The organism is Vibrio sp. J1-1 (assembly GCF_021728395.1).
GTDB lineage: Bacteria > Pseudomonadota > Gammaproteobacteria > Enterobacterales > Vibrionaceae > Vibrio.
Genome location: NZ_JAKKCM010000001.1, coordinates 232,783 through 256,177 on the forward strand (window position 1 = coordinate 232,783; position 23,395 = coordinate 256,177).

Consider the following 23,395-nt stretch of genomic DNA (forward strand, 5'->3'; position numbering starts at 1 on the left):
AATGGAGAGTGTTATATGTCTTTACGTTTATTAGCAGCAACCTTCGCACTTGTTGGAGTGAGCTTTGGCGCACAAGCCAGTGCCGAGTGTGAAGTATCTCTAGATGCTAACGATATGATGCAGTTTTCTACCAAAACTCTGAGTGTGCCAGCAACGTGTAGCGAAGTAACGTTGACTTTGAACCACACTGGTAAAATGCCTGCACAATCAATGGGTCACAACGTTGTTATTGCAGATACAGCGAACATTCAAGCCGTCGGTACCGATGGCATGACAGCAGGCGCTGATAATAACTACGTGAAGCCCGATGATGAGCGTGTTTATGCGCACACTGAAGTCGTCGGTGGCGGTGAAAGCACAAGTATCACCTTCAGTACGGAAAAAATGACGGCAGGCGGTGACTACTCATTCTTCTGCTCATTCCCAGGCCACTGGGCGATCATGCAAGGTAAGTTTGAGTTTAAATAAAATGAATAACAAAAAGGGAAGCACAACAGCTTCCCTTTTTAGTTGAACAATCAGTAACACTAAGAGTCCGATGTTAGTTCATGATTACTCAGTCAGAAAACCACCTGTCTGGTGTTTCCACAACTGTGCATAAACCCCGTTTAGTTTTAGGAGTTCCTGATGAGAGCCCTGTTCGATAACTTGACCATTATCCATCACAATCAAACGGTCCATAGCAGCGATAGTCGACAAACGGTGAGCAATGGCAATCACGGTCTTCCCTTCCATCAATACCTCTAGGTTTTCTTGAATCGCAGACTCCACTTCAGAATCCAGTGCAGATGTTGCTTCGTCCATAATAAGAATCGGCGCATTTTTAAGTAGCACACGCGCGATAGCGACACGTTGACGCTGACCACCAGAAAGTTTTACGCCACGCTCACCCACTTCAACATCATAGCCAACATTACCTTGCTCATCTTTCAGAGTCTGGATAAATTCGTGCGCATGTGCCTTCTCAGCGGCGGCTATCACAGACTCCGTAGAGGCAGCTGGATCGCCATATAGAATGTTGTCTTTGATTGAACGGTGCAGCAAAGATGTATCCTGAGTGATCATCCCTATGTGCTGACGCAAAGACTCCTGCTTTACCTGAGAGATGTCCTGTCCGTCAATGCAGATTTTACCGGAGTTCACATCATAAAAACGCAATAGCAAGTTAACCAGCGTTGACTTACCTGCACCAGAACGCCCAACAATGCCAACTTTCTCACCCGGTTTAATCGTCAAGTTTAGGTTCTCAAGTACTGACTTTTCTTCGCTGTAGTTGAAGCTAACGTTATCGAAACAGATTTCACCTTGTTGAATTTGCAACGGTTTCGCATTCGGTACATCTTTCACTTCAACGTCATTAGAAATAGTGCTAATACCATCAACAACGGTACCAATATTTTCAAACAGTGTACTGACTTCCCACATGATCCATTTCGACATGCCCTGTACACGCAGCGCGATGCTGATACCAATAGCAATCGCACCAATCGTTACTGCCGCATCCAGCCACAAATAAACCGAAATAACGCCAATAGACAACAGCAGTAAGTAGTTGATTGAATCCACACTAAACAGCAAGCAAGTCACCATACGCATCTGACGGTATACCGTAACCAAAAACTGCTTCATGCTGCTTTCTGCATACTCAAGTTCGCGCTGCGAATGGGCAAATAACTTAACCGTAGAGATGTTGGTGTAAGAGTCTACAATACGCCCTGTCATCACAGAACGCGCATCTGCTTGTTCGGTCGCCACTCGCTTCATTTTCGGAATAAAGTAGAGCTGGATCAGGATATATAATGCAAGCCAGATAACGATAGGCAGCATGAGCAAAACGTCGGCCTCACCCATCATCCATATCATTGATACAAAATAGACACTGATGTAGACCAATACATCCAGCAGCTTCATCACGGTTTCTCTCACTGCCAGCGCACTTTGCATTACTTTTGTTGCAACACGACCAGCGAAATCTCTCTGGAAGAAACCAACTGCTTGCTTGAGTAAGTAGCGATGAATCAGCCAGCGAATCGACATTGGGTAGTTACCCAGCAGTGTTTGGTGCATCACCATCGCATGTACAAAGCTTAATGCGGGCATGACAACCACAACGAGGAAGAGCATCATCAACATTTGATCGCTCTGATCTTGCCAGAAAGTGGCGCGATCTTGGTTAGACAATATATCGACTAGCTCACCCATGTAGCGTAACAGGGTGACTTCCGTGATCGCAATTAGCGCACTAAACACCGCCATGACAATAAGCGGCACTTCAAATCCACGCGTATAAAAACGACAAAAGCCAAACAATGTCTTGGGTGGCTTTTCGGTTTCATGCAGGGGAAACGGTTGGGTTAGTTTTTCAAACCAATTAAACATAACAACTACTTTGGTTATATCGATCAAATTTGCTGACGTTTTACTATCTTTTGATGCAAAAGTCAGTAAAATACACAAATAATAATTTAAATGATAATAATTATAGTTTAGCTTTTTGTTTAAAAATAGTTGTCGGGTATGTATTAATGACAAATCATAACTCTCTCGCCATCGCTGTCCGTAAAGCGTTGGTTTGTGCTATTGTGCCAGCTGCAGTGGTTCCGTTTATAGCACACGCACAAGCTGATTCAACTGAGATGGAAACCATCACAGTCACAGCACAAGCACTTAAAGTCGAAACTCCAGCAAAAGAAACACCACGCAGTGTTTCCATTATCTCTGAAGATGAGTTGCGTGTCCGCGCACCACAAAAGTTAGATGAAGCATTACGTTACACATCTGGTGTCACCTCTCAACCTTACGGCTCTGATAACGACACGGATTGGTTTAAAGTACGTAGTTTCGATGCCGCAACTTACTTGAACGGCAACCGTTTGTTCCGCGACGGCTACTACACTTGGCTCGTTGAACCATATGGTTTGGAAAGCGTTGAAGTCGTAAAAGGCCCATCAGCCATTCTATTCGGTGAATCGGCTCCGGGCGGCGTCGTAAACGCCGTGCAGAAAAAACCAACCTTCACACCACAAGGTGAAGTGAAGGTTGCAGGTGGCAACAACAATCATCAATCGGTTGGCTTTGATATCGCCGACGAAGCAAATGATTCCGGCACCATGCGTTACCGCTTGGTTGGCTTAATGACAAACCAAGATGGTGAACTGGACGATACAGAAAATGAACGTTTCTACCTCGCACCAAGCCTAGAAATCGATGTTTCAGATCGTACCATGCTGACTCTGATGGCGACCTATCTAAAAGATGATGGTGTGCCAACTAACCCATTCTTCCCAGCTGCAGGTACGCTAGTCGACTCGGAATACGGCAAGATCGATCCATCAACTAACTTAGGTGAACCAGATTACGACAAGTATGAACGTACTCAAATCTCGCTTGGTTACTTACTTGCACATGATATAAACGATACTTGGACGTTTTCACAAAATCTCAACTACGGCTATAACGAACTATTCCTGCGTAGTGTTTACAGCATGCCATCTCCAGGCTGGGATTTAAACGACGACTCGCTTTACTATCGTGGAGTTGTATTCCGTGACGGCAAAAATCAAAGCTTCACTTTCGACAATAATGCGGTTGGTAACTGGATGACGGACAATGCCGAGCACACTGTGTTAGTGGGCGTTGATCTGCAATATCACAAAACGAAGGGTGACGAACAAGACAACTATTCATTCGGTACCGTAAACCCATTTAATCCGAGCTACGGAAACTACACACCTCTGGACTCCGCAGATAACATCAAGCGCGAGATCGACAAGTATCAGGCAAGTGTTTACTCACAATACCAACTAAAATTCCACGAACAATGGATTGGAAATGTTGGCGCCCGTTACGATTGGGTGAAAACAGAGAATAGTGGTAAAGGTGCAAGCGTCGATCAGAGTGAGTCTCGCAATGATGGCGAACTGTCTCTGAGCGCTGGCCTAATGTACCTTGCAGACAACGGGCTTTCTCCTTACGCCAACTACTCACAATCGTTTGAAGTAATCAGCACGATAGATAAAGCAACGCATAAGCTCTACAAACCACTCGAGGGGGAGCAAGTTGAAGCAGGTGTTAAGTTTGAACCGATCTTTATGGATGGCTTCATCAACATCGCATGGTTCGATATCACACAGAAAAATGCGCTGGTCACCAACCCATCAACTTGGGTTGCTACTCAAACCGGTGAAGTCACATCAACTGGCGTCGAAGTTGAAGGGACTGCTCAGTTGACTGACGACCTGAAACTGCTGGCGAGTTACACCTACACTAAAGCGGAAACGGACGAGACTTACGGCAAGGGCACGCAACAAGCGGGGCTTATTCCTAAGCATCAGGCGTCTGCATGGTTAGATTACAATGCATACCGCTTAATTCCAGGTCTGAATGTAGGTACTGGTGTACGTTATGTAGGCGAATCTAAAGACAACCCGGCGAGTTCGGATTTGACTGTGCCATCTGTGACACTTTGGGATGCGTCTGTCACTTATGACATCACTTCACAATGGCAAGCTCAGCTCAATGTGAACAACATTCTGGACAAAGAGTTTATCTCTGGATGCGATTACTACTGTTACTTCGGTCAGTCTCGCTCTGTGATGCTAAACGCCAACTACCGCTGGTAATTGTTTTTCCTACTCCCCTCCTGTGAGGGGAGTATTTAATCTTGAGACCTATCCATGTTTCAACTATCTAATATTCAGATCGTTCGAGGTGGACGTAAAATACTCGCTATCGATCAGCTTAACCTCCCAACCAATGAACTCACCGTAGTGCTTGGTCATAATGGTTCAGGGAAATCTACCTTGGTTAACTTGCTTTCCGGGCAAATGTCACCAGACAAAGGATCCGTCGAACTCAACGGTCAAAACCTCTCATCACTTAAAACCAAAGAACTGGCGAAGCAAATCGCCTACTTGCCGCAAAAACTCCCGGCTTCCGCTGGATTAACGGTAGAAGAATTGGTTCGTTTGGGGCGTTTCCCATGGCGCGGCGCGCTAGGTCGCTGGAACTCTGAAGATAAGCAGATCATCTCTCAAGCGATGCAGCGTACCGGAGTCACTCCATTCTCTCAGGCTCTGGCAGATGATTTGTCCGGAGGTGAGCGTCAAAGAGCCTGGGTATCCATGTTGCTCGCTCAGCAATCACCGATTCTGATTCTCGATGAACCGACTTCTGCGCTAGATGTTCATCATCAGTTTCAGTTAATGGCATTACTGTCAGAGTTGAATAAGACTGAGAACGTCGGGATCATTGTTATTTTGCATGACTTGAACTTGGCGCTTCGCTACGCAACTCACATCGTGGCACTCAAGAAAGGGCAAATCGCTTTTGAAGGCAAAGCCGAAATGCTTCTCGATGAAGAACGTTTGTCGGATCTCTACGAGTCACCAATCACACTGATCGACCACCCGACTCCGGCAGACACCCTTGCCAGCCGTAAGGTAGCCGTTGTATGCGCTTAGTACTTCGTTTTCTAGAACGCCTCAGCACATCAATAGCTATTGCTAGTATGCTATTTCTCGCACCGGCACAGGCTGAAATAACCATAACTGATACATACTCTACCCACACTTTTGAGCAAGTACCTCAGCGTGTGGTTACATTAAACTGGGATATACTCGAGCAGGTTCTTGCGTTAGAAATTGAGCCTATTGCTGCGCCAAACTTATCGGGCTATCGTCAATGGGTAGTCAATCCTTATGCGTCAGAAACCATTGAAGATATTGGTACTCGTGCTGAACCGAATTTAGAAAAAATCGCCAGCTTTAACCCAGATGTCATTTTAGCCGCCTCACCACAGCAGGATCTCATTCCGTTACTATCACAAATAGCGCCTGTGATTTATTTGCCAAACTTTTCAGAAAACGAAGCGGCAGCAGAGACGGCAATCCGTCATTTCCGTACGCTGGGAAAACTGTTTGATAAGCAAGATCTTGTAGAAGAGAAATTAACCGCTTTAAATCGATCGTTTGAACAAATGCGACTACGTATCCACCAGCATTATCCCGATCCGTTAGAAGTACTAGTGATGCGCTTTTCCACTCCGAATTCGGTGTTTTTGTCTACAGAAAACTCAACCACAGATTACGTGGTTAAACATCTGGGGTTAACCAATCCAATACATGAGTCACCCCAAGCTTGGGGAGTAAAACAAGATCGTATTAATCGTCTGCAGTATCTTGAAGACAGCTACATCTTATACGTACAGCCCTTTCCTCAAGAAGACAAATTGAAGGATTCTCCTCTTTGGCAAGCCATGCCTTTTGTGAAAAAGCAGAGAGTTAACTCAGTCAAAGCCGTTTGGGCATATGGTGGAGCCATGTCTTTACAATACATGGCTGAGGCCATCACCGAGAGTTTAATTGAGTTGGCACCAAAACAATGAGAATAAAACAATACATCGGTTACTTGGCACTAATTCTGTTGCTTAGTGTTTTTAGTCTGCAATTAGACACAAGCTTGTCATTCGGCGCACAGTGGGGACTGCTGACTCAACCGGAACTTGGCAGTGAGTTTCGTGACGTTTTCTTCCTTCAGTCTCAATTACCGAGACTATGTATCACCCTACTCGTCGGTGCAATGCTTGGACTAACAGGCAGCTTGATGCAACAGCTGACACAAAACCACTTAACCTCACCTCTCACACTAGGAACATCCTCTGGCGCTTGGCTGGCATTGGTCGTGGTGAATATCTGGTTTGTAGATTGGGTGGCAGATTATTCAGCTTTGGCAGCCATGGCAGGCGCACTTATCGCGTTTGGGCTGATCGTATCTATCGCAGGCATAAGAAACATGACGGGCTTGCCTCTCGTGGTATCTGGCATGGTAATTAATATTCTGCTCGGATCCGTTGCGACAGCCATTATCATCCTTAATGCTCAGTTCGCGCAGAATATCTTTATGTGGGGTGCAGGGGATCTCTCTCAATACAGCTGGGACTGGTTTGAGTGGTTATTGCCACGTTCTGCAATTGCACTCATTATTGTTCTGATAGCACCGCGCATATTAACACTCTTAAAACTCGGTCAAGAAGGTGCTGCAGCACGAGGGTTGGCCGTACTCCCAGCATTTGGTGCTTTAATGGTCATGGGGATCTGGCTCGTATCAGTGTCCATTACCGCTGTCGGCATCATCAGCTTTATCGGTTTACTGACTCCGAATATCGCCCGTGCGATGGGAGCAAGAACGCCTCGTGACGAACTTATAAGTAGCCTGTTACTTGGCGCAACGCTGCTACTCGTTACCGATTCACTCGCTATCTCATTAAGTTTATGGCTGGAAGAAATCATTCCTAGTGGCGTTGCAGCCGCCGCCATCGGAGCACCAGCTTTAATATGGTTTACTCGTAAAAAGCTCACAGCAACGGATCAGCTCAACCTTTCCATGAGTCAGGGCAAAACACAGCTATCAAAAGTAACAGTTGCAAGCATAATCGTCATGAGTTTCGCGGGAATACTGGTCTACTCACTAATTACTCATGGCGCGAATGGCATCGAAGTTGCGCTACCAGGAGAGTTTCAATGGCAACTGCGCTGGCCTCGCATGATTACTGCGCTTGCCGTCGGCATCGCGCTCTCTGTTGCGGGAATCATTTTACAGCGTATTGTCTATAACCCATTAGCCAGCCCAGATATTCTAGGTGTGTCTTCCGGTGCGACATTTGCGATCATAATCACTGGCGTGATTTCCGGTTCATTGCTTGCCTCCTTCAACTGGGGCGTCGCTTTTTTAGGCAGTTTGACCGTCTTAGTGTTGTTACTGCTAATCGGTAAACGAAGTCAGTTTAACCCTTCGAACTTCGTATTATCGGGTATTGCGCTTTCTGCTCTGCTCGAAGCATTAGTTCAATTTGCTTTAGCTCAAGGTTCTGGTGAAAGTTATAAGATCCTACTGTGGTTAACAGGTTCGATTTATCGCGTTACCTCCCAGACTGCGGTCATGTTGACCATCGCGGTAATGATCCTTTTTGCTAGCGTGTTTGCTATCTCCCGATGGTTAACTCTGATCTCTATTGGCCGTGCATTTTCTAATGCGAGAGGACTAAACCCTTCGGTTGCCAACACCATAATGCTGACTATCGTTGCCTTACTGTGTGCATTTTCCACCGCGACAGTCGGCCCCGTGGCTTTTGTCGGTCTGGTAGCTCCTCACATGGCGATGATGCTGGGCGCCAGAAAGGTAAAAGAGCAGCTGCTAGTCGGTGGTTTGATTGGCGCAACGCTAATGCTTTGGGCTGATTGGCTGGGTCAGATAGCCATCTATCCTAGCCAAGTGGCTGCTGGAACCTTGGTCGCGATTATAGGTAGTGCTTACTTCTTATTCCTGATGCTTAAAAGTAAGTTCAGCTAGATAAACAATATCCGCTCTCAACATAGAAAGGCCGTTCGTTTAACAACGAACGGTCTATTTTTGTCTCCCGTCTTCCTAAACAGCGACCAAGGAGCGTGATTCAGGATCTACTTTCCGCACTCTTTATGATCAACGTTATTTCTTTAACTTCTCAGCACACTGCTATTAGATTCCTAGTCTCGCTAGAGCTCGCTGGAATAACGCAGATAAAATTCATTAAACGATTGGAATTTCTCTCAACATAACGGGTTATGTTTTATCTAAGTGGGTTGTTTGATGTCTAGCGGGAAACGTTGTTCATAAAGGTCCATAAAATCTTGACGAATCAGATGCTCCAAGTGATTCGCTTTATCCGTTGGGCAAAAGATCATGACATGCACGCTCTGCTCACCGGTCGCATTACTAGAAATATGAATATGCGGTTCTGCGCCCGGCAGGTCAACACCCGCGTGTTTTTCAATCATTGCGTTATAGCGATGGGCAACGTCGCTGAAGTAACTGCAATGCTCCTCAATTTTCTCTGTTAGTGGCGTCAAAAGTGGGTATAAATTCACAAAGTCCCTAACTACGACAGAGAAATTATGATAAACATACCGCTTCATAAAATTCAGGTTTTTCACCGGATAAGTGAAAAACATACTGTTTGGTAAGGTGGCTGTTTTCCCAGTGTAATGATATTGGCCATGATGAAGGTCGATCTCTTGAATCACTGTCGCCATCATATTGTGGTCAATCACTTCACCACATAATTTCCCAACTTCTATCCAGTCGCCAACCCGAAAAGAGCGTGAACTGGCACGCTGAATAGAACCAGTAAAACACAGAATGATTTCCTTTGAGGCCACCACTATCGCCACCGCAATCGCAGTAACACTTAATGCGAACTCACTGATTTCAGACTGCCAAAGAACGAACAGAATCAACAACGTGATGGTAAAGGTGCCATTTTTCGTTCTCGACATCCAACTACGCTGCTTCTCCGAAAGAAGCGTGTGATCACCACGAATCATAGAGAGAATGGACCGACGCGTTAACCACGCGGCAATAAGAATTAACGTGGTAAACAGCATTTTATGGGCCAGTAGAAAACTGACGACCAACTGCACTTTTTCCATTATCAACTTCCTGCTATTGAACTATTGATAAATCTTTCTCAGAGCAGGCAACAATAGCAAAAAAAACTTTAACTTGTCCGTTTGAGTTTCTCTAAATGATATAGAAACACATAGATTTCGGTACAGACAGACCGAATCCTAATCGGTTTGAAGTCAAAACGTCTTTTGAGGTGTTTAATCTTCTCAAGCTTGCTAGCCAGGGTTAACTAAATCGATATCCTGAGATAATATATAATCCATCAATAAATTCGGACGTTGATATTTCATCTATCTAGACAGGCATCGAACATTCGGCAATATTTTCTTTTGCCCAGATGAGCGCTTGAACTCTATTTTTCACTTCAATTTTCTTAAAAATATTATGTAAGTGAGTCTTCACTGTATTTTCGCTAACAAACAATTGTTCAGCGATTTCTTGATTCGACGCCCCCATTGCAAGAAAAGTGATTATTTGCATCTCTCTTCTCGTTAATATGCTTGGGTCATGGTTGTATACTGGCTTGATGTTCTGACGAAGATGAGTAATGTATTGCTGCGAAAATTTACGACTGAACCACATGTCACCTTGTAAGATCTTATCAATGCCAGTTTGTAGCGTTTGGAAGTCATCTGAAGTATAAAAAATACCCGCTAACGTGTTCCAAATGAAAAGGTCTTCGGTAGAGACGTCTCCATCACAGTTAATAAGGATTTCTCTAATCCCCCTTAGCTCTGACTTTTTGAAGTTTCGGTATAGCGAACGTATATCTTCTGTAAGAATACTGAAATCTAAAATAATGGCGGAAATGAGCTGACCTTGAATCGATCGGCTGGTAAGGTTTTCTGGCGTTATCAAAACAACGCTTATACCGAGTTTCATTTCTAAAACATCCTTCAATAACGAAGACTGTAAACTCCCCTCAGTAATTAAAATGATATCCCCTGTAGTGTGATACTCCATACCGCAAACATTCCTCTAACCATATAGATTGCAATGCATAATAGATTTGGTTAGAGCGTCAACAATGTCAAGTATGAAAATGACTAATACGAGGCATGTAACACACTGATATAAAATAAGTTTGTTTAAGTTTAGTCAATAGGATAAAAAAGGGAGTAAACACTCCCTTTTATTAGTGAATCGGCACCGCATTCTTTTGGTTAAACTTGCCGAAATACTGCTCGAGAATCTCTGGTGTCAGTTTGCCTTCTGCTTCTAGCTTTTTAAGTTCTGCAGCTATCGCCTTCTGCTCTTCTAGCGAAGGTAGCTTAACTTCTTCTTCCTGAGAGACCTCTTGAGACATTTGCTCTAGCTCTTGTTCGAAATCATTCATAGTACTTACCTAAATATAACCATTGAACTTTTAACTGTCTTTATTCTATCTAAGTCTACCGCTTCACGCTACCAAGCATCTCATATCCGCCATCACTCTACTCGTATCGCCGACTTTAAAGGCTTGTAATACTTGTCAATGACCCAATATTGAAAAGATAAGTTTCAAGGTCTTACTAGGAACTTTTTCTACCAAGTAAATGACCAATACTGATAATCAACTCAAATGGATATCGAGAGTCCACAACATGCATAAATCTAACTTCGAAACACTTCAACGATACCTCGAGTCTCAAATAATTGGTCAACAGGACTTGGTCAAACAACTCTTGATCGCCCTACTTGCCGACGGGCACATTTTGGTTGAAGGTCCTCCAGGGCTCGCAAAAACCCGAGCAGTCAAATCATTGTCCGACTGCGTTGAAGGGGATTTCCACCGTATTCAGTTCACTCCCGATTTACTGCCTGCGGATTTAACCGGTACTGATATCTTCCGACCAGAAACTGGGGAATTTACTTTTCAGTCAGGCCCTATCTTCAACTCACTCATTCTGGCAGACGAGATTAACCGTGCGCCCGCGAAGGTGCAGGCAGCCATGCTTGAGGCCATGGCTGAGAAACAAGTGACAGCAGGGCGCCACACCTATGCGTTACCTGAACTATTTTTAGTAATGGCAACTCAGAACCCGATCGAACAAGAGGGAACCTATCCGCTTCCAGAAGCACAGCTAGACCGTTTTTTGCTGCATTTAGAAGTGAATTATCCGGATGCTGAACACGAACTGGCGATATTGCGTATCAACCGAGGGGAAGCGAAAGGCGAAGCCGCACTCGAACGTCCGAGTATCAGCCAACAAGATATCTTCACCGCACGAAAAGAAGTGCTCGATATTCATATGGCAGAAACGATCGAGCAGTACATCGTGCGTCTGGTGATGGCAACACGTCAAGCGAGTGAGTATGACAGCGAACTGGATAAATGGTTAGCGATGGGTGTCAGCCCCCGAGCCACGATCGCGTTAGACCGATGTGCTCGTGCTCATGCTTGGTTAAAAGGGCGAGACTTTGTTTCTCCAGAAGACGTACAAACGATGGCATACCCCGTTCTGCGTCACCGTTTGCTACTGAGCTATCACGCACAGGCAGAAGGCATAAGTGCAAATCAAGTCATTGATAAGCTACTTAACCTTGTTGGCAGCGCATAAAATGGGTAAATAATATGTCTGCAACACAGCCATTGCCACCTCATGCAAATGGGGTGACGTTAACCTTAGAAGAACTGCTGCATCATCGCTCCCAATCGATTCGATGGTTACCACCAGCGCAAAGTATTTGGTCACAGATGAGCGGTAACCATACTAGTCGCCAGAAAGGTCGTGGTATGGACTTTATGGAAGTACGCCAATATCAGGCCGGAGATGATATCCGCAGTATTGATTGGCGAGTCACCGCGCGCACTGGCAAAGCGCACACTAAATTGTTCGCCGAAGACAAAGAGCAAGCGGTGATTTTATACATCGACTTAAGCTCGAGTCTTTACTTTGGCTCAAGGTATGTATTGAAGTCGGTACAACTGGCACATTTTGCCAGTGTATTAATCTGGCTAACGCTAGCAAAAAAAGACCGCATCGGGGCCGTTATTGACGACGGGCATCAATGCCTGGAGTTCCGTCCCTCGTCCTTACAAACGCAGGGACTGAAGATCCTAAATGCCATTATCAACACGCATAATGAGCAACTATCAGTGATGGAAACAAATGGACGCCGTTCTATGCCTTATTCCCAAGTATTCGAAACACTGCATACGTTGACACCAAAAGGCAGTGAGTTGATTTTGCTCAGTGACTTTTCACAAACTGGCGAAAAAGAATTAACTCAACTACGTCGGCTTAAACAACACAACTCCGTCAGAGCCATTCAGTTTTTTGATCCATTAGAAAGGGGAGAAACAGACTTCCGAGGACAAGTAAAAGCGTCTGATGGTCGTCGTAGTCAGTGGTTCAACTTTGGTTCCAAAGGAGAGAGAAGAGAGCTCGAATCGCACTTTAAGGCTCATCAGGAATCCATCAAGCAGCTATGCCATTCGATGGCGATTCCATTTAACAGCCTCTCCAGTGGCTCTTCATTGATCCAGCAATTAAGCTAGCAGCCTAACTCAAATAGCAGTAATAACAATGACAACAAATAACCGAAGCCTAAACCTTGAACCTTTAATTTTGCCTAATGCTCCCGATTGGTTGCCACTCGCCTGGGGATGGTGGGCACTAATTACAGGTATTGTGTTAACTCTTTTAGGCATATACCTGTATTTCAAATGGCGTACTAAGCGTCTGCGCGCTAAACGAACAGCACTAAAGCTTCTGACAAACTCGGTGACGCCTCATACCCCTTCTTCTGCTTTAGAGATCTTACGTCAGGCAGCGTTGAGCTACTTTCCTCGCGAAGATATTTCACCGCTCACTGGCACAGCTTGGTATGAATTTCTGGATAACCACACCAAAGAAAGTCGATTCTTAGATAAACAGCAACAATGGCAGGCCGCCTTGTATCAGAAATCTTCTCAGGGAGAGCACCAGGATTTAATTGAAGACTGTGTTTTCTGGATAAGCCACGCTTTACCACCGAAGAAAAGAGCCAACACCCGTGACTGAGCAAACCTTAGCAACCGGCTTTAGCCAATGGTTGAATATTGAATTTGTCTGGTGGTGGGCACTGCTTTTACTGCCCCTACCCTTGCTTGTTTACAAGCTGCTGCCACAAGAAAGCCAGCGAGCTGAGATTAAACTGGCTTATTTACCGGACAATACACACAGCAACAAGCCGAAACAATGGCTGCAAAAAACCTTATCTATCGCCATATGGACCTTGTTAGTCATCGCCTGTGCACGACCAGTTTGGTTTGGCGATCCAATCGAGTTTCAACCGAAATACCGCGACTTAATGTTAGTGGTTGACCTTTCTGGTTCAATGCAAAAGGAAGACATGAATTTGGACGGTGAGTTTACCGACCGACTTACCGCTGTAAAAAAAGTCTTATCTGATTTCGTGACGCAACGTAAAGGCGATCGCTTAGGTGTTGTGTTGTTCGGCGATCATGCCTATTTACAAACCCCACTCACCGCAGACCGACAAGCAGTCATACAACAAATCAACCAAACCGTTATTGGATTAGTCGGGAAAAGCACCGCAATGGGCGACGGCATTGGTTTGGGGACTAAAACATTTGTCGATAGTGACGCACCTCAGCGCGTAATGATTTTACTGAGCGACGGGGGAAATACCGCTGGTGTTTTAGATCCGATAGAGGCGGCAGAAATCGCCAAGAAATACAACGCCACGATTTATACCGTAGGTATAGGCGCGGGAGAGATGATGGTAAAAGAGTTTTTCATGACTCGTAAAGTGGATACAGCAGCGGATCTCGATGAAAAGACACTGACCCAAATAGCCGAAGTAACAGGAGGCCAGTACTTCCGCGCAAGAGATGCCAAGCAGCTTGAAAGGATCTACGAAACCATTAATCAATTAGAACCTGTCTCCAGTGACACACAAACATGGCGCCCTCAATCCGAATGGTTCCGCTACCCACTGAGCGCTGCATTGGGGTTATCTGTGTTGTTATTCTTCCTAAGGAGAAAACATGGCTGAGTTTATTTTCCTCCATCCGCTTTGGCTGACTGGACTGATCGCGATCCCCATCGCGCTCACTCTGAATAAAAAACTGGCGGGCAAACGATCGGCGCTCATTGCCCCTCATTTAGCTAGAGTGTTGGGACATTCAGTGCAATCAAAGTGCTACTTTACCATTTGGGGAATCTCATGGGCCTTAGCCTGTATTGCACTGGCAGGGCCAAGTTGGCAGTCGAATGAACGCCCGAGCTTTAAATTGAGTCAAAGCCGCATTTTGGTACTCGATATGTCGCGATCTATGTACGCGACGGATATCAAACCAGACCGATTGGCGCAAACTCGCTATAAAGCTTTAGACTTACTGCCTAGCTGGAAAGAAGGTGGGACAGGGCTTATCGCTTACGCTGGTGATGCCTACAACTTAAGCCCTCTCACGACAGACTCAAACACGTTGGCAGGCATTATCGAGAACTTATCCCCTGACTTGATGCCTTTTCAAGGGTCTAATCTGCCTTCTGCAATTCAGTTAGCGTTAAGTCAGTTTTCACAAGCAGGGACAAATCAAGGCGATATCATTGTGTTGGCCGACGATCTTGACGACTCTGAGCTAACCAACTCACTTAATCTATTGAAAGGTAAAAATTTCCGTGTGTCTGTACTTGCAATAGGCACTGCAAATGGTGCGCCTATTGCACTTCCAAATGGTTCCCTGCTCAAGAATAACCAAGGGGCGACGGTAATCGCTAAAACTCACTTAAAAAACTTACAGACACTCGCCAATGAAACAGGTGGACTCTTTGTCCCGATCCAATATAGCAATCGTGATGTAGAAGCAATCGCATCTTTTACCAATAATTCCGGTAATAGCTTTGCTGCGAAACAAAACGATGAGGTGCAAACTGGCTCGCGAATGAATAATGGTTTTTGGCTACTGCCAATGCTATTACTTCCTGCAGCTTTGCTTTTCCGTCGTGGCGTAATTTGGCTATTTATCGCAGGACTCACACCGATGACTTGGACCGCTAAAGTCGAAGCAAACCCATTCTTAAATGACAACCAACAAGGTGCCCAGCTCTATCAACAAGGCGAGTTTGAAAAGGCACAAGGCGTGTTTACTGACCCAAATTGGAAAGGAGCTGCGAGCTATCAGGCCGGAGATTATAAAACGGCCATCGAAGCATTTTCTGATAATCCATCCGTTGAAGGACGTTATAACCTTGCAAATGCTCTGGCTCAAAACGGCCAGCTCGAAGAAGCAGCAGACCTATATAAACAATTGATTGCGGAAAAGCCAGACTTCGATGCCGCCCAGAAAAACCTCTCAGTGGTAGAGGAGAAACTGAAGCAACAGCACCAACAGCAACAACAGCAACAGCAACAGCAACAGCAACAGCAACAGTCACAAAATCATCAAGACACTGAAAATAAAAAGGAAAATACACAATCAGAGCTAAAACGTAACCATCAAAGAGACGACAATACGTCTGAACAAGACGGTCAGCCGATGAAGGTAAAGGCTCAACCAGACAAATCACACCAGGATGATCCTGAATTCCGCCGTTTGGAGGCTGTGGAAAGCGCGCGAGATCCAAGCTTTCTGATTCGCGCACAAATGCAGTTGCAAGCGCAGCAAAAACAACGTCCACAACAATCTCAAAAGGAGTGGTAAGCCAGTGATGAACAAAGGCGTAAAACTGGTCTTTATTCTTTTGACCAGCTTGTTATCGAGTGTTTCGGTAATGGCTCAAAGTCTTGAAGCAAGTGTCAACAAAACTCAGGCCGTGAAGAACGAAGTGATCAACCTCAGGATCATGGCGGACACGGAGTTAAGTTCTGATACGATCGATTTCAGTGTTTTAGAGAAAGACTTTTTCTTAGGGCAACCGCGCTATGGCCGCTCTAGTAACAATATAAACGGGCGTAAATTTTTACGTACCGAGTGGACTATCTCTATCGCGCCAATGAAGGAAGGAATATTAACCATTCCAAGCTTTAGTGTAGATGGAATGCGCACTGAGCCAATAAAATTGCGTGTAACGGCTAGTCAAACAGAGCCTAAGCTCGATGACCTGTTCAGCTTCACCATGAGCGTCGACAATCATACCTTGTATCCTCAGCAATCAGCCAATTTACGTATGCAGCTCATTATCAAGGCGGATACTCGTCGTTTGGACAACCCTAAGATCATGCCTCCGAGCATTGAAGGCATGAAGCTCGAACCCGTTGGAGAAATGCAGCAAGGTCAGCGAGTCATCGATGGTCTTGAAGTGACGGTCGTAGAGCAATCTTTTCGTCTGACAGCGAATACTGCCGGTACTTACACGCTAAATGGTCCGCAACTGACTGGCTCTTACATTTATGGCGATAGCCTAACTGGCTCAACCAAGGTAATGCCGATCCAAACCAACGTTGAACAAATGCCGATTACAGTTAAAGCCATTCCTGCGGAGTTTCAGGGGAAATGGTTGCCAGCCTCGGCGTTAGAGATGACGCAAAGTTGGCAAGACGACGAGGGTAACAAGTTATCGCCAAGCGAACTGAATAAAGTAAAGCAGGGCTCATCCATTACTCGCACTATTCAAATCAAGGCGCGTGGAACCCAAGCCGAGTTCTTACCTCGAATTGATATGGATTACCCAGCTTCATTGCGTGTATATCCAGAACAACCGCAGTTTGAAACAACGCGAGATGGCACGCTGATCATGACTGTGAAACAAGTGATCATACCAACGGAAGTCGGCACTTATTCCCTGCCCGCTTATACACTGAATTGGTGGAATAGCAGCCAAGATGACGCGAAAACGGCAACACTCGATGCAATCGAACTGGATGTAGAGAAAAGTGATATTGGCTTGATTACCTTGCCAGAAACGACTCTGCCACAAACGCCGGCAACGACAGCGATTCCTCCCACTCAAGGTGGCGTCAATGAGAGCTGGAAAATTCTGACTTTTGTCTTCGCAGGATTGTGGGTAATAACATCAATCATCACGGTTGTGGTTTGGAAAAAGCGTCCTCAGGAAAGAAAAAACCGTGAGATAGATTCAGAAATTTCACTGAGCGTTGACGGACTTGAGGCTGTTATCAAGCAAGGTGATGCCGCCAAAATTGAAAGGGTCGTTAGCGAATACTTACTGGCCAATCGAGAGTGGTTAAACTCAGCGGCAGTAGAAGCGGTTAAGCACGATCTTGAAGTGATGAATCAAGCACGTTTCAGTGCCGAGCAGCAGCCTTGGAACTCAGATTCTTTACTCGCCAATATTAATAAGCTGTCAAAGGCGAAAAAAGCCCAACCTAGCCCTCAGCTTGAAAAGCTATAAAAAAAGCCCCTCATAAAGAGGGGCAAAGTTACCATCGCTTATAGTTATGTAATTATGCCAATAAATATTACTGATTAACCGAAGTCACCGTTCACGTAACCTTGCGTACGGTCATCTTGTGGGCTGCTGAAGATCACTTGCGTATCGTTGTGCTCAACCAGTTCGCCCATCAGGAAGAACGCAGTGCGGTCAGAAATACGACGCGCCTGTTGCATTGAGTGAGTCACGATAACGATGGTGTAGTTCTTCTTAAGCTCTTCCATCAATTCTTCGATTTTGTGGGTTGCAATTGGGTCAAGTGCCGAAGTTGGCTCGTCCATTAGAATCACATCGGGTTCCATTGCGATTGTGCGTGCAATACACAGACGCTGTTGCTGACCACCTGAAAGACCAAAAGCATGTGACTTAAGGCGGTCTTTCACTTCATCCCAAAGTGCAGCGCCACGTAGTGAACGCTCAACCACTTCATCAATGTATTTTTTGTCTTTAACACCCTGAGCACGTAAGCCGTAAGCCACGTTCTCGTAAATGCTCATTGGGAATGGGTTTGGCTTCTGGAATACCATACCAACCTTGATGCGAAGATCAGATACGTCAATGTTGCCGTAGATGTCTTCACCGTCCATTGCCAACTTGCCTGTGATCTTCACGCCTTCGATCAGATCATTCATGCGGTTCAAACAACGTAGCAATGTTGACTTACCACAACCCGATGGGCCAATAAGCGCCGTTACCTGACGAACAGGAATAGGTAGGTTGATTGATTTCAGTGCTTGGTTTTCACCGTAAAAAAGGTCTAGGTTTTCAATATCAAACTTGTTCATGTTCTTAATCTCTTAAATCTTGAATTCGTGTCTTTTAACGTGCGTTCTTAATTGGTTTTGTTAGTAAGTTGCGGTGTTAAAACGTCTTGCAATCAGTTTAGTCACCATGTTGATCAAAAGAACAACCACGATGAGCACTGTTGCGGTACCGTAAGCCTGATTCCATTCTTCAACGGTAAACAGTTCGGTAGTCAGTTTGTAAAGGTGAACGGTTAGCGTACGACCTGAATCGAATAGAGAATCCGGAATACGAGCAACCATACCTGCTGTCAGGAACACCGGAGCAGATTCACCAATGACACGACCAATACTTAGAATGACCGAGGTTAAGATACCTGGCATTGCGCTCGGAAGAATCAAACGCCAGATAGTGTAAATTTTAGAAGCGCCAAGGCCGTAAGAGCCTTCACGATACGTTTGTGGTACTGCCATTAGCGCTTCTTCCGTAGTACGGATGATAACTGGCAGAATCAGAATACTTAGTGTCAGTGCACCCGATAGAATCGAGAAGCCAAGACCAAGAATTGCCACGAAGAAAGTCATACCAAACAGACCGAAAATGATCGACGGGATACCTGCCAGGGATTCAGTACAGAATCGAATCACTTTCACTAAACGGCTACCGACTTTTGCGTATTCAGTCAGGTAGATTGCCGTCATGATACCGAGTGGCGCTGCCACAGCGATAGATGCGATTACCATATAGATGGTTGACACAATCATCGGGAAGATGCCGTGCTCATCGCCAGTACGTGTGTAATCGTCAGTAATGAAGTTCCAATCTACGTGTTGCAGACCGTTTGATAGGATGTACCAGATAATCCAGAACAAAAAACCTACCGTTAATCCAGCCGAGATCCAAACGAAAGCGGTAAAGACGTTATCTTTGAACTGGCGAGCTTGTTTTAATTTTGCGCGATCCATAATTGTCACCTTTAACGAGCGATTACTTCGCTTTTTCTCGGTTTAGGTAAAGAAGTACAGCGTTCAACGACATGATGAAGACCAGAAGTACCACACCAGTTGCGTAAAGTGCGTTCGCGTGAACACCACTTGCGTAAGACATTTCAATCGCAATGTTCGCCGTTAGTGTACGTGCAGAGTCCAGAATGCCTTCAGGCATGGCTGGTGCGTTACCCATCACCATGATGATTGCCATCGTCTCACCTAAAGCACGACCGATACCAAGAATGACACCCGTCATAATTCCCGAGCGAGCCGCAGGAACAAGCAATTTGAAAATGGTGTAAATTTTTGAAGCGCCAAGTGCCAAAGAACCTTCTTTGTATGCGCGAGGCACAGCACGGATAGACGTTTCAGATACCGTAATAACAGTAGGTAGAATCATCACCCCAAGAACGATGATACCGGCAAGAATCGTGTTACCCGCTGGTACATTAAAGATATTTTGAATCAATGGAACGATGATAACCAAGCCGAAGAAGCCGTAAACCACAGAGGGGATACCGGCCAGTAGTTCTACCGCTGGACGAATGATGTCGGCCAAACGCTTTGGTGCTATTTCAGCGATAAAGATTGCAGTCAAAACACCAACCGGAACACCAACCATCACAGCGCCAGCCGTTGAAACGACGGAAGCAACAATCATGGTTGCGACACCGTAAAGCGCAGGTGGGAGCCAATTTTGACCTAAAACGATGCCCGAAACCCCAACTTCTTGAAATGCGGGAATACTTTCTCGAACAATAAAGTAGGCGATTACGGCTAATGATACGATGCCGATTACGGCACTGGTTAGGAACAAGCCGTGGAAGATACGCTCTTTCCAGTCTACACGACGTTTCTCGCGCAGACCTAGCTTGCTGATAGCTTTAGCGTCAGTATTCATAAGCTTTTCACTATTTGTTGCGATGGTCATTTTAAAAATCTCACGGTTCTCGGCAATAGCCGGTGAACACTATGAATAGAAAGGCTCAGCCCTAAACGGTGGGCTGAGCAAATTTAAGCGCCTCGATAGGATTAGTTAACTGAGATGTAACCGTTTTGGTCAACTAGCTTTTGAGCATCTTCAGTTAGCATCCAATCTAGGAATTTTTGCGTTTCAGCAGATGGCTTGCCTTCTTTGTAAAGAACAAGGAATGGACGAGCTACTTTGTAAGAACCGTTCTTAACGTTAGCGACTGTCGCATCTACGCTGTCGATTGCTAGAGCGTGAACCGTGTTGTCGACAGTACCTAGAGAGATGTAGCCGATTGCGTATGGGTTAGAAGCAACCATAGTCTTCAGAGCACCGTTACCGTTAGCAACTTGCGCACGTTGAGAGATAGCAGAAACTTTCTTGCCAGAAACTTTCATTTTAAGAGACATGATGTCTTCGAATGCACCACGAGTACCAGAAGCAGTATCACGAGTGATTGCTACGATTGGCTTGTCTTCGCCGCCCACTTCTTTCCAGTTTGATACTTCACCTTTGTAGATAGAAGTAACTTGTTCCGCAGTCAGGCCTTTCAGGTTGTTCTGTGGGTTAACAACAACAGCGATACCGTCACGTGCAACAACTTCTTCGATAAGAGTTGGTTCTTTTTCTGAGTCTTTTAGATTACGAGAAGACATACCTAGATCAGCCGAACCATTTTTTGCTGCTTTTACGCCAGCTGAAGAACCTGGACCTTGAACTTCGATAAATACTTCTGGGTTCTTCTTCATGTATGTTTCAGAGAAAACTTCCATCAGTGGAGTTACGCTGCTAGAACCCACTGCAGAGATAGTTTCTTTAGCAGAAACAGGAGTCACTGCCATTGCGCCTAGAAGTGCGATTGCACCGATTACTGTCTTTTTCATCACAATTTCCTTAAAGTGGCTTTATTGCCGTTGTGTTTCACTTGAACGGTGCTCACTTTAGAACTCGAATGTGACAGTTGTGTTTCACTTAATTGAAGCCTCTATGACACATTACTCATCCCTGATGGAAATTGGCCTATTAATCTGACGTTTACCTTTCCTCTCAATTTATTTTTACTATTTCGCTACATTACCTTCACCACTTGAATAGCCATATCAAATTTGAACGCTTTTGTATAACGCCAAACTACAGAAATATAACTCTAAACTATTGATTTAAAAAAGAGATTAATTAGAATTCAAATCTAATAATAAAACACATAATAATTCATTCAGTTTGAGGTTAACCATGCGTCAATTTCTAAGCGCGCTATCTATTAAATTGCAGGTATTTTTACCTGTTTTGTTTACTGTCGTTTTACTCGTTATAGGACTCACGGTCGGGATAAATAAGTTAGATCAGGCATTCAATAAGGTTTCGACGTCCACTCAATCTCTCGTCGTTCATAAAGATGAGCTGAGCGTCATTGTCGACAATACCTATGGGATGCGCATTAAAGCCATTTACAGCCTTTTTCAAGCCGAGGATGTTCAATCCCTAAATCAAGAGCTATCACAACGACAAGTTGAAAGCCGGGCATTGTTAGATTCCATTAATGATTTGCCAGGAGTTCAGTCAGAAGTCACCGCCATGCGCGAAGCAATGAACCACTATGTTGACTTCACGCGTCTCACCATGACGCCATTACTTGCTCAAAAGCACGCGAGTCAATACGCCACTGCTGACTTCAATCAGAAGTTTGAGAATGCCATGGAACATTATCGAGTCGCCGGTGAAGAGATGATTACCGCGATTGATAACCTGTCAGAAAAGCTGAATCAGACCGTAATCAGCGACGTACAAGCCAACGGAAAGGTGCATTCTGACACCTTGACTCAAAGTGCAATATCCATCGCAATTATCCTGTTAGCCGCATCTCTGATTAGCTGGCTCTTAGCCAACTATATTGTGGCTCCAATTCGTAACTTACAAAACACTATGCGTGAGGTCGCGAAAGGAAATCTGTTAGTTACAGCCGAAGAAATCGGAAAAAACGAAGTGTCCCAACTTTCACATGATGTGAACCAGACAATCGTTCAGCTACGTAACACCGTCGGCTCTCTGGTTCGTATTAGCGAAGATGTCGCTTCTGCTTCCACCGAGCTTGCCACGGTCATGACACAGAGCAGTACCAATTCCGATCAGGAAAAACAGGAAGTCGAACAAGTCGCCTCAGCGATCAATCAGTTGGAGTCTGCAGCCGCTGAAGTCTCCAATAATGCACAACTGGCAGACGGCGCTTCGACAGAGGCTCGACAGATCGCCACAGAAAGCTTAAACATGTTCGAAGAGAGTACTCGAGCAAGCGCGAAAATGGCCGACCAGCTTAATGCTGCCGCTGTGGTAGTCACTTCATTAAAAGAACAATCCGAGCAAATTGGACATGTTATTGACGTCATTGAAGGCATTTCTGAGCAAACGAATTTGCTGGCACTGAACGCGGCAATAGAAGCGGCTCGCGCAGGTGAAAGTGGTCGTGGCTTTGCTGTCGTGGCGGATGAAGTGCGCATGCTCGCGGCCAGAACTCAAGAGTCAACCAAAGAAATCCAGGTCATTATTGAGGATCTTCAGCAACAATCAGGGACAGCAAATGAAAGCATGCACTCTAGCCTGGCTATGTTAAAAGACAACCAAGCGATTGCGGAAGAAGTCAGCCTTTCACTCAATAACATCAGCCAGGCTATTTCTGATTTGAATGCCATGAATACACAGGTAGCGACCGCCTCAGAAGAACAGAAGCAAGTGACAGCAGACATCAACAATAACTTGTCAACTATCTATCAACTGGTCAGTGAGAACGTCACAGGCATTACTCAATCAGCGGCGGCTGCACAAGAACTGTCTGGCTTGGCAGAAAAGCAGCAACAAGAACTGAAACAATTCCAGATTTAGTCACTAACACTGACGATTTGTGTGAATATAAAAAAGCTCCGCGATTTTTT

Annotated in this window: 20 protein-coding genes; 12 read left to right on the top strand and 8 right to left on the bottom strand. The window is 45.2% G+C overall.

What is annotated here, in order from left to right; all coding sequences use genetic code 11:
- Positions 1 to 15: 15 nt before the first annotated feature.
- Positions 16 to 468 carry an azurin gene (gene azu, locus L3V31_RS01030; RefSeq protein ID WP_237313938.1) on the top strand — a complete coding sequence of 151 codons (453 nt, stop codon included), beginning with the start codon at positions 16 to 18 and terminating at the stop codon, positions 466 to 468.
- An 84-nt stretch (positions 469 to 552) separates the two neighbouring features.
- On the opposite strand, the gene L3V31_RS01035 is transcribed toward azu, so the two are convergent.
- Positions 553 to 2,379 carry an ABC transporter ATP-binding protein gene (locus L3V31_RS01035; RefSeq protein WP_237313940.1) on the bottom strand — a complete coding sequence of 609 codons (1,827 nt, stop codon included), beginning with the start codon at positions 2,377 to 2,379 and terminating at the stop codon, positions 553 to 555.
- A 146-nt stretch (positions 2,380 to 2,525) separates the two neighbouring features.
- Here L3V31_RS01035 and L3V31_RS01040 point away from each other — a divergent pair, with 146 nt between their 5' ends.
- From L3V31_RS01040 to fhuB, 4 genes are read left to right on the top strand one after another with little or no spacing between them, the layout of a single operon-like run.
- On the top strand, positions 2,526 to 4,622 hold the full coding sequence (locus L3V31_RS01040; protein WP_237313942.1) for a TonB-dependent siderophore receptor: 2,097 nt from the start codon (positions 2,526 to 2,528) through the stop codon (positions 4,620 to 4,622).
- A 54-nt stretch (positions 4,623 to 4,676) separates the two neighbouring features.
- Complete coding sequence (locus L3V31_RS01045; protein WP_237313944.1) at positions 4,677 to 5,462, top strand: ABC transporter ATP-binding protein; 786 nt, start codon at positions 4,677 to 4,679, stop codon at positions 5,460 to 5,462.
- On the top strand, positions 5,453 to 6,385 hold the full coding sequence (locus L3V31_RS01050) for an iron-siderophore ABC transporter substrate-binding protein (RefSeq protein WP_237313946.1): 933 nt from the start codon (positions 5,453 to 5,455) through the stop codon (positions 6,383 to 6,385). Before L3V31_RS01045 ends, L3V31_RS01050 begins: the two co-directional genes overlap by 10 nt.
- Positions 6,382 to 8,349 (top strand): Fe(3+)-hydroxamate ABC transporter permease FhuB, encoded by a 1,968-nt coding sequence (gene fhuB, locus L3V31_RS01055; protein ID WP_237313947.1) that lies wholly within the window; start codon positions 6,382 to 6,384, stop codon positions 8,347 to 8,349. Before L3V31_RS01050 ends, fhuB begins: the two co-directional genes overlap by 4 nt.
- A 260-nt stretch (positions 8,350 to 8,609) precedes the next feature.
- On the opposite strand, the gene L3V31_RS01060 is transcribed toward fhuB, so the two are convergent.
- The 3 genes from L3V31_RS01060 to L3V31_RS01070 form a co-directional block, all read right to left on the bottom strand.
- Entirely contained in the window at positions 8,610 to 9,464 is an 855-nt protein-coding gene (locus L3V31_RS01060) for a mechanosensitive ion channel family protein (RefSeq protein ID WP_237313949.1), read from the bottom strand.
- Between the two features lie 271 nt (positions 9,465 to 9,735).
- Positions 9,736 to 10,404 carry a LuxR C-terminal-related transcriptional regulator gene (locus L3V31_RS01065; protein WP_237313951.1) on the bottom strand — a complete coding sequence of 223 codons (669 nt, stop codon included), beginning with the start codon at positions 10,402 to 10,404 and terminating at the stop codon, positions 9,736 to 9,738.
- A 172-nt stretch (positions 10,405 to 10,576) separates the two neighbouring features.
- Entirely contained in the window at positions 10,577 to 10,777 is a 201-nt protein-coding gene (locus L3V31_RS01070) for a chromosome segregation ATPase (RefSeq protein ID WP_014234902.1), read from the bottom strand.
- A gap of 247 nt (positions 10,778 to 11,024) precedes the next feature.
- On the opposite strand from L3V31_RS01070, the gene L3V31_RS01075 reads away from it, so the two are divergent.
- From L3V31_RS01075 to L3V31_RS01100, 6 genes are read left to right on the top strand one after another with little or no spacing between them, the layout of a single operon-like run.
- Entirely contained in the window at positions 11,025 to 11,981 is a 957-nt protein-coding gene (locus L3V31_RS01075; protein WP_237313953.1) for a MoxR family ATPase, read from the top strand.
- 14 nt (positions 11,982 to 11,995) lie between these two features.
- Positions 11,996 to 12,922: a DUF58 domain-containing protein gene (locus tag L3V31_RS01080; RefSeq protein ID WP_237313955.1), complete on the top strand. Its 927-nt coding sequence runs from the start codon at positions 11,996 to 11,998 to the stop codon at positions 12,920 to 12,922.
- A gap of 28 nt (positions 12,923 to 12,950) precedes the next feature.
- Positions 12,951 to 13,427: a DUF4381 domain-containing protein gene (locus L3V31_RS01085; RefSeq protein WP_237313958.1), complete on the top strand. Its 477-nt coding sequence runs from the start codon at positions 12,951 to 12,953 to the stop codon at positions 13,425 to 13,427.
- Positions 13,420 to 14,424, top strand: coding sequence for a VWA domain-containing protein (locus L3V31_RS01090; RefSeq protein WP_237313960.1), 1,005 nt, complete (start codon positions 13,420 to 13,422; stop codon positions 14,422 to 14,424). Before L3V31_RS01085 ends, L3V31_RS01090 begins: the two co-directional genes overlap by 8 nt.
- Positions 14,417 to 16,075 carry a VWA domain-containing protein gene (locus L3V31_RS01095; RefSeq protein WP_237313962.1) on the top strand — a complete coding sequence of 553 codons (1,659 nt, stop codon included), beginning with the start codon at positions 14,417 to 14,419 and terminating at the stop codon, positions 16,073 to 16,075. Before L3V31_RS01090 ends, L3V31_RS01095 begins: the two co-directional genes overlap by 8 nt.
- 7 nt (positions 16,076 to 16,082) lie before the next feature.
- Positions 16,083 to 17,726 carry a BatD family protein gene (locus tag L3V31_RS01100; RefSeq protein WP_237313964.1) on the top strand — a complete coding sequence of 548 codons (1,644 nt, stop codon included), beginning with the start codon at positions 16,083 to 16,085 and terminating at the stop codon, positions 17,724 to 17,726.
- A gap of 74 nt (positions 17,727 to 17,800) precedes the next feature.
- On the opposite strand, the gene pstB is transcribed toward L3V31_RS01100, so the two are convergent.
- The 4 genes from pstB to L3V31_RS01120 form a co-directional block, all read right to left on the bottom strand.
- A complete protein-coding gene (pstB, locus tag L3V31_RS01105; protein ID WP_237313966.1) occupies positions 17,801 to 18,550 on the bottom strand; it encodes a phosphate ABC transporter ATP-binding protein PstB in 750 nt (249 codons plus the stop codon).
- Positions 18,551 to 18,610: 60 nt separating this feature from the next.
- Positions 18,611 to 19,474 carry a phosphate ABC transporter permease PstA gene (gene pstA, locus L3V31_RS01110; protein WP_237313968.1) on the bottom strand — a complete coding sequence of 288 codons (864 nt, stop codon included), beginning with the start codon at positions 19,472 to 19,474 and terminating at the stop codon, positions 18,611 to 18,613.
- A 22-nt stretch (positions 19,475 to 19,496) separates the two neighbouring features.
- The gene (gene pstC / locus L3V31_RS01115; RefSeq protein WP_237313970.1) at positions 19,497 to 20,429 is read right to left on the bottom strand and encodes a phosphate ABC transporter permease subunit PstC; all 933 of its coding nucleotides are present in this window, start codon (positions 20,427 to 20,429) and stop codon (positions 19,497 to 19,499) included.
- Between the two features lie 101 nt (positions 20,430 to 20,530).
- On the bottom strand, positions 20,531 to 21,352 hold the full coding sequence (locus L3V31_RS01120) for a phosphate ABC transporter substrate-binding protein (protein WP_237313972.1): 822 nt from the start codon (positions 21,350 to 21,352) through the stop codon (positions 20,531 to 20,533).
- A gap of 349 nt (positions 21,353 to 21,701) precedes the next feature.
- Here L3V31_RS01120 and L3V31_RS01125 point away from each other — a divergent pair, with 349 nt between their 5' ends.
- The gene (locus L3V31_RS01125) at positions 21,702 to 23,345 is read left to right on the top strand and encodes a methyl-accepting chemotaxis protein (RefSeq protein WP_237313974.1); all 1,644 of its coding nucleotides are present in this window, start codon (positions 21,702 to 21,704) and stop codon (positions 23,343 to 23,345) included.
- The last annotated feature ends 50 nt before the right edge of the window (positions 23,346 to 23,395 follow it).

Excerpts from the sequence above, each read along its gene's own strand:
- L3V31_RS01070 (WP_014234902.1), bottom strand. The coding sequence starts at position 10,777 with ATGAATGATTTCGAACAAGAGCTAGAGCAAATGTCTCAAGAGGTCTCT.
- L3V31_RS01060 (WP_237313949.1), bottom strand. The coding sequence starts at position 9,464 with ATGGAAAAAGTGCAGTTGGTCGTCAGTTTTCTACTGGCCCATAAAATG.
- L3V31_RS01080 (WP_237313955.1), top strand. The coding sequence starts at position 11,996 with ATGTCTGCAACACAGCCATTGCCACCTCATGCAAATGGGGTGACGTTA.
- L3V31_RS01085 (WP_237313958.1), top strand. The coding sequence starts at position 12,951 with ATGACAACAAATAACCGAAGCCTAAACCTTGAACCTTTAATTTTGCCT.
- L3V31_RS01065 (WP_237313951.1), bottom strand. The coding sequence starts at position 10,404 with ATGGAGTATCACACTACAGGGGATATCATTTTAATTACTGAGGGGAGT.
- pstA (WP_237313968.1), bottom strand. The coding sequence starts at position 19,474 with ATGGATCGCGCAAAATTAAAACAAGCTCGCCAGTTCAAAGATAACGTC.
- L3V31_RS01125 (WP_237313974.1), top strand. The coding sequence starts at position 21,702 with ATGCGTCAATTTCTAAGCGCGCTATCTATTAAATTGCAGGTATTTTTA.
- L3V31_RS01100 (WP_237313964.1), top strand. The coding sequence starts at position 16,083 with ATGAACAAAGGCGTAAAACTGGTCTTTATTCTTTTGACCAGCTTGTTA.
- L3V31_RS01040 (WP_237313942.1), top strand. The coding sequence starts at position 2,526 with ATGACAAATCATAACTCTCTCGCCATCGCTGTCCGTAAAGCGTTGGTT.
- L3V31_RS01120 (WP_237313972.1), bottom strand. The coding sequence starts at position 21,352 with ATGAAAAAGACAGTAATCGGTGCAATCGCACTTCTAGGCGCAATGGCA.
- fhuB (WP_237313947.1), top strand. The coding sequence starts at position 6,382 with ATGAGAATAAAACAATACATCGGTTACTTGGCACTAATTCTGTTGCTT.
- azu (WP_237313938.1), top strand. The coding sequence starts at position 16 with ATGTCTTTACGTTTATTAGCAGCAACCTTCGCACTTGTTGGAGTGAGC.
- pstC (WP_237313970.1), bottom strand. The coding sequence starts at position 20,429 with ATGACCATCGCAACAAATAGTGAAAAGCTTATGAATACTGACGCTAAA.
- L3V31_RS01045 (WP_237313944.1), top strand. The coding sequence starts at position 4,677 with ATGTTTCAACTATCTAATATTCAGATCGTTCGAGGTGGACGTAAAATA.
- L3V31_RS01050 (WP_237313946.1), top strand. The coding sequence starts at position 5,453 with ATGCGCTTAGTACTTCGTTTTCTAGAACGCCTCAGCACATCAATAGCT.
- L3V31_RS01035 (WP_237313940.1), bottom strand. The coding sequence starts at position 2,379 with ATGTTTAATTGGTTTGAAAAACTAACCCAACCGTTTCCCCTGCATGAA.
- L3V31_RS01095 (WP_237313962.1), top strand. The coding sequence starts at position 14,417 with ATGGCTGAGTTTATTTTCCTCCATCCGCTTTGGCTGACTGGACTGATC.
- pstB (WP_237313966.1), bottom strand. The coding sequence starts at position 18,550 with ATGAACAAGTTTGATATTGAAAACCTAGACCTTTTTTACGGTGAAAAC.
- L3V31_RS01075 (WP_237313953.1), top strand. The coding sequence starts at position 11,025 with ATGCATAAATCTAACTTCGAAACACTTCAACGATACCTCGAGTCTCAA.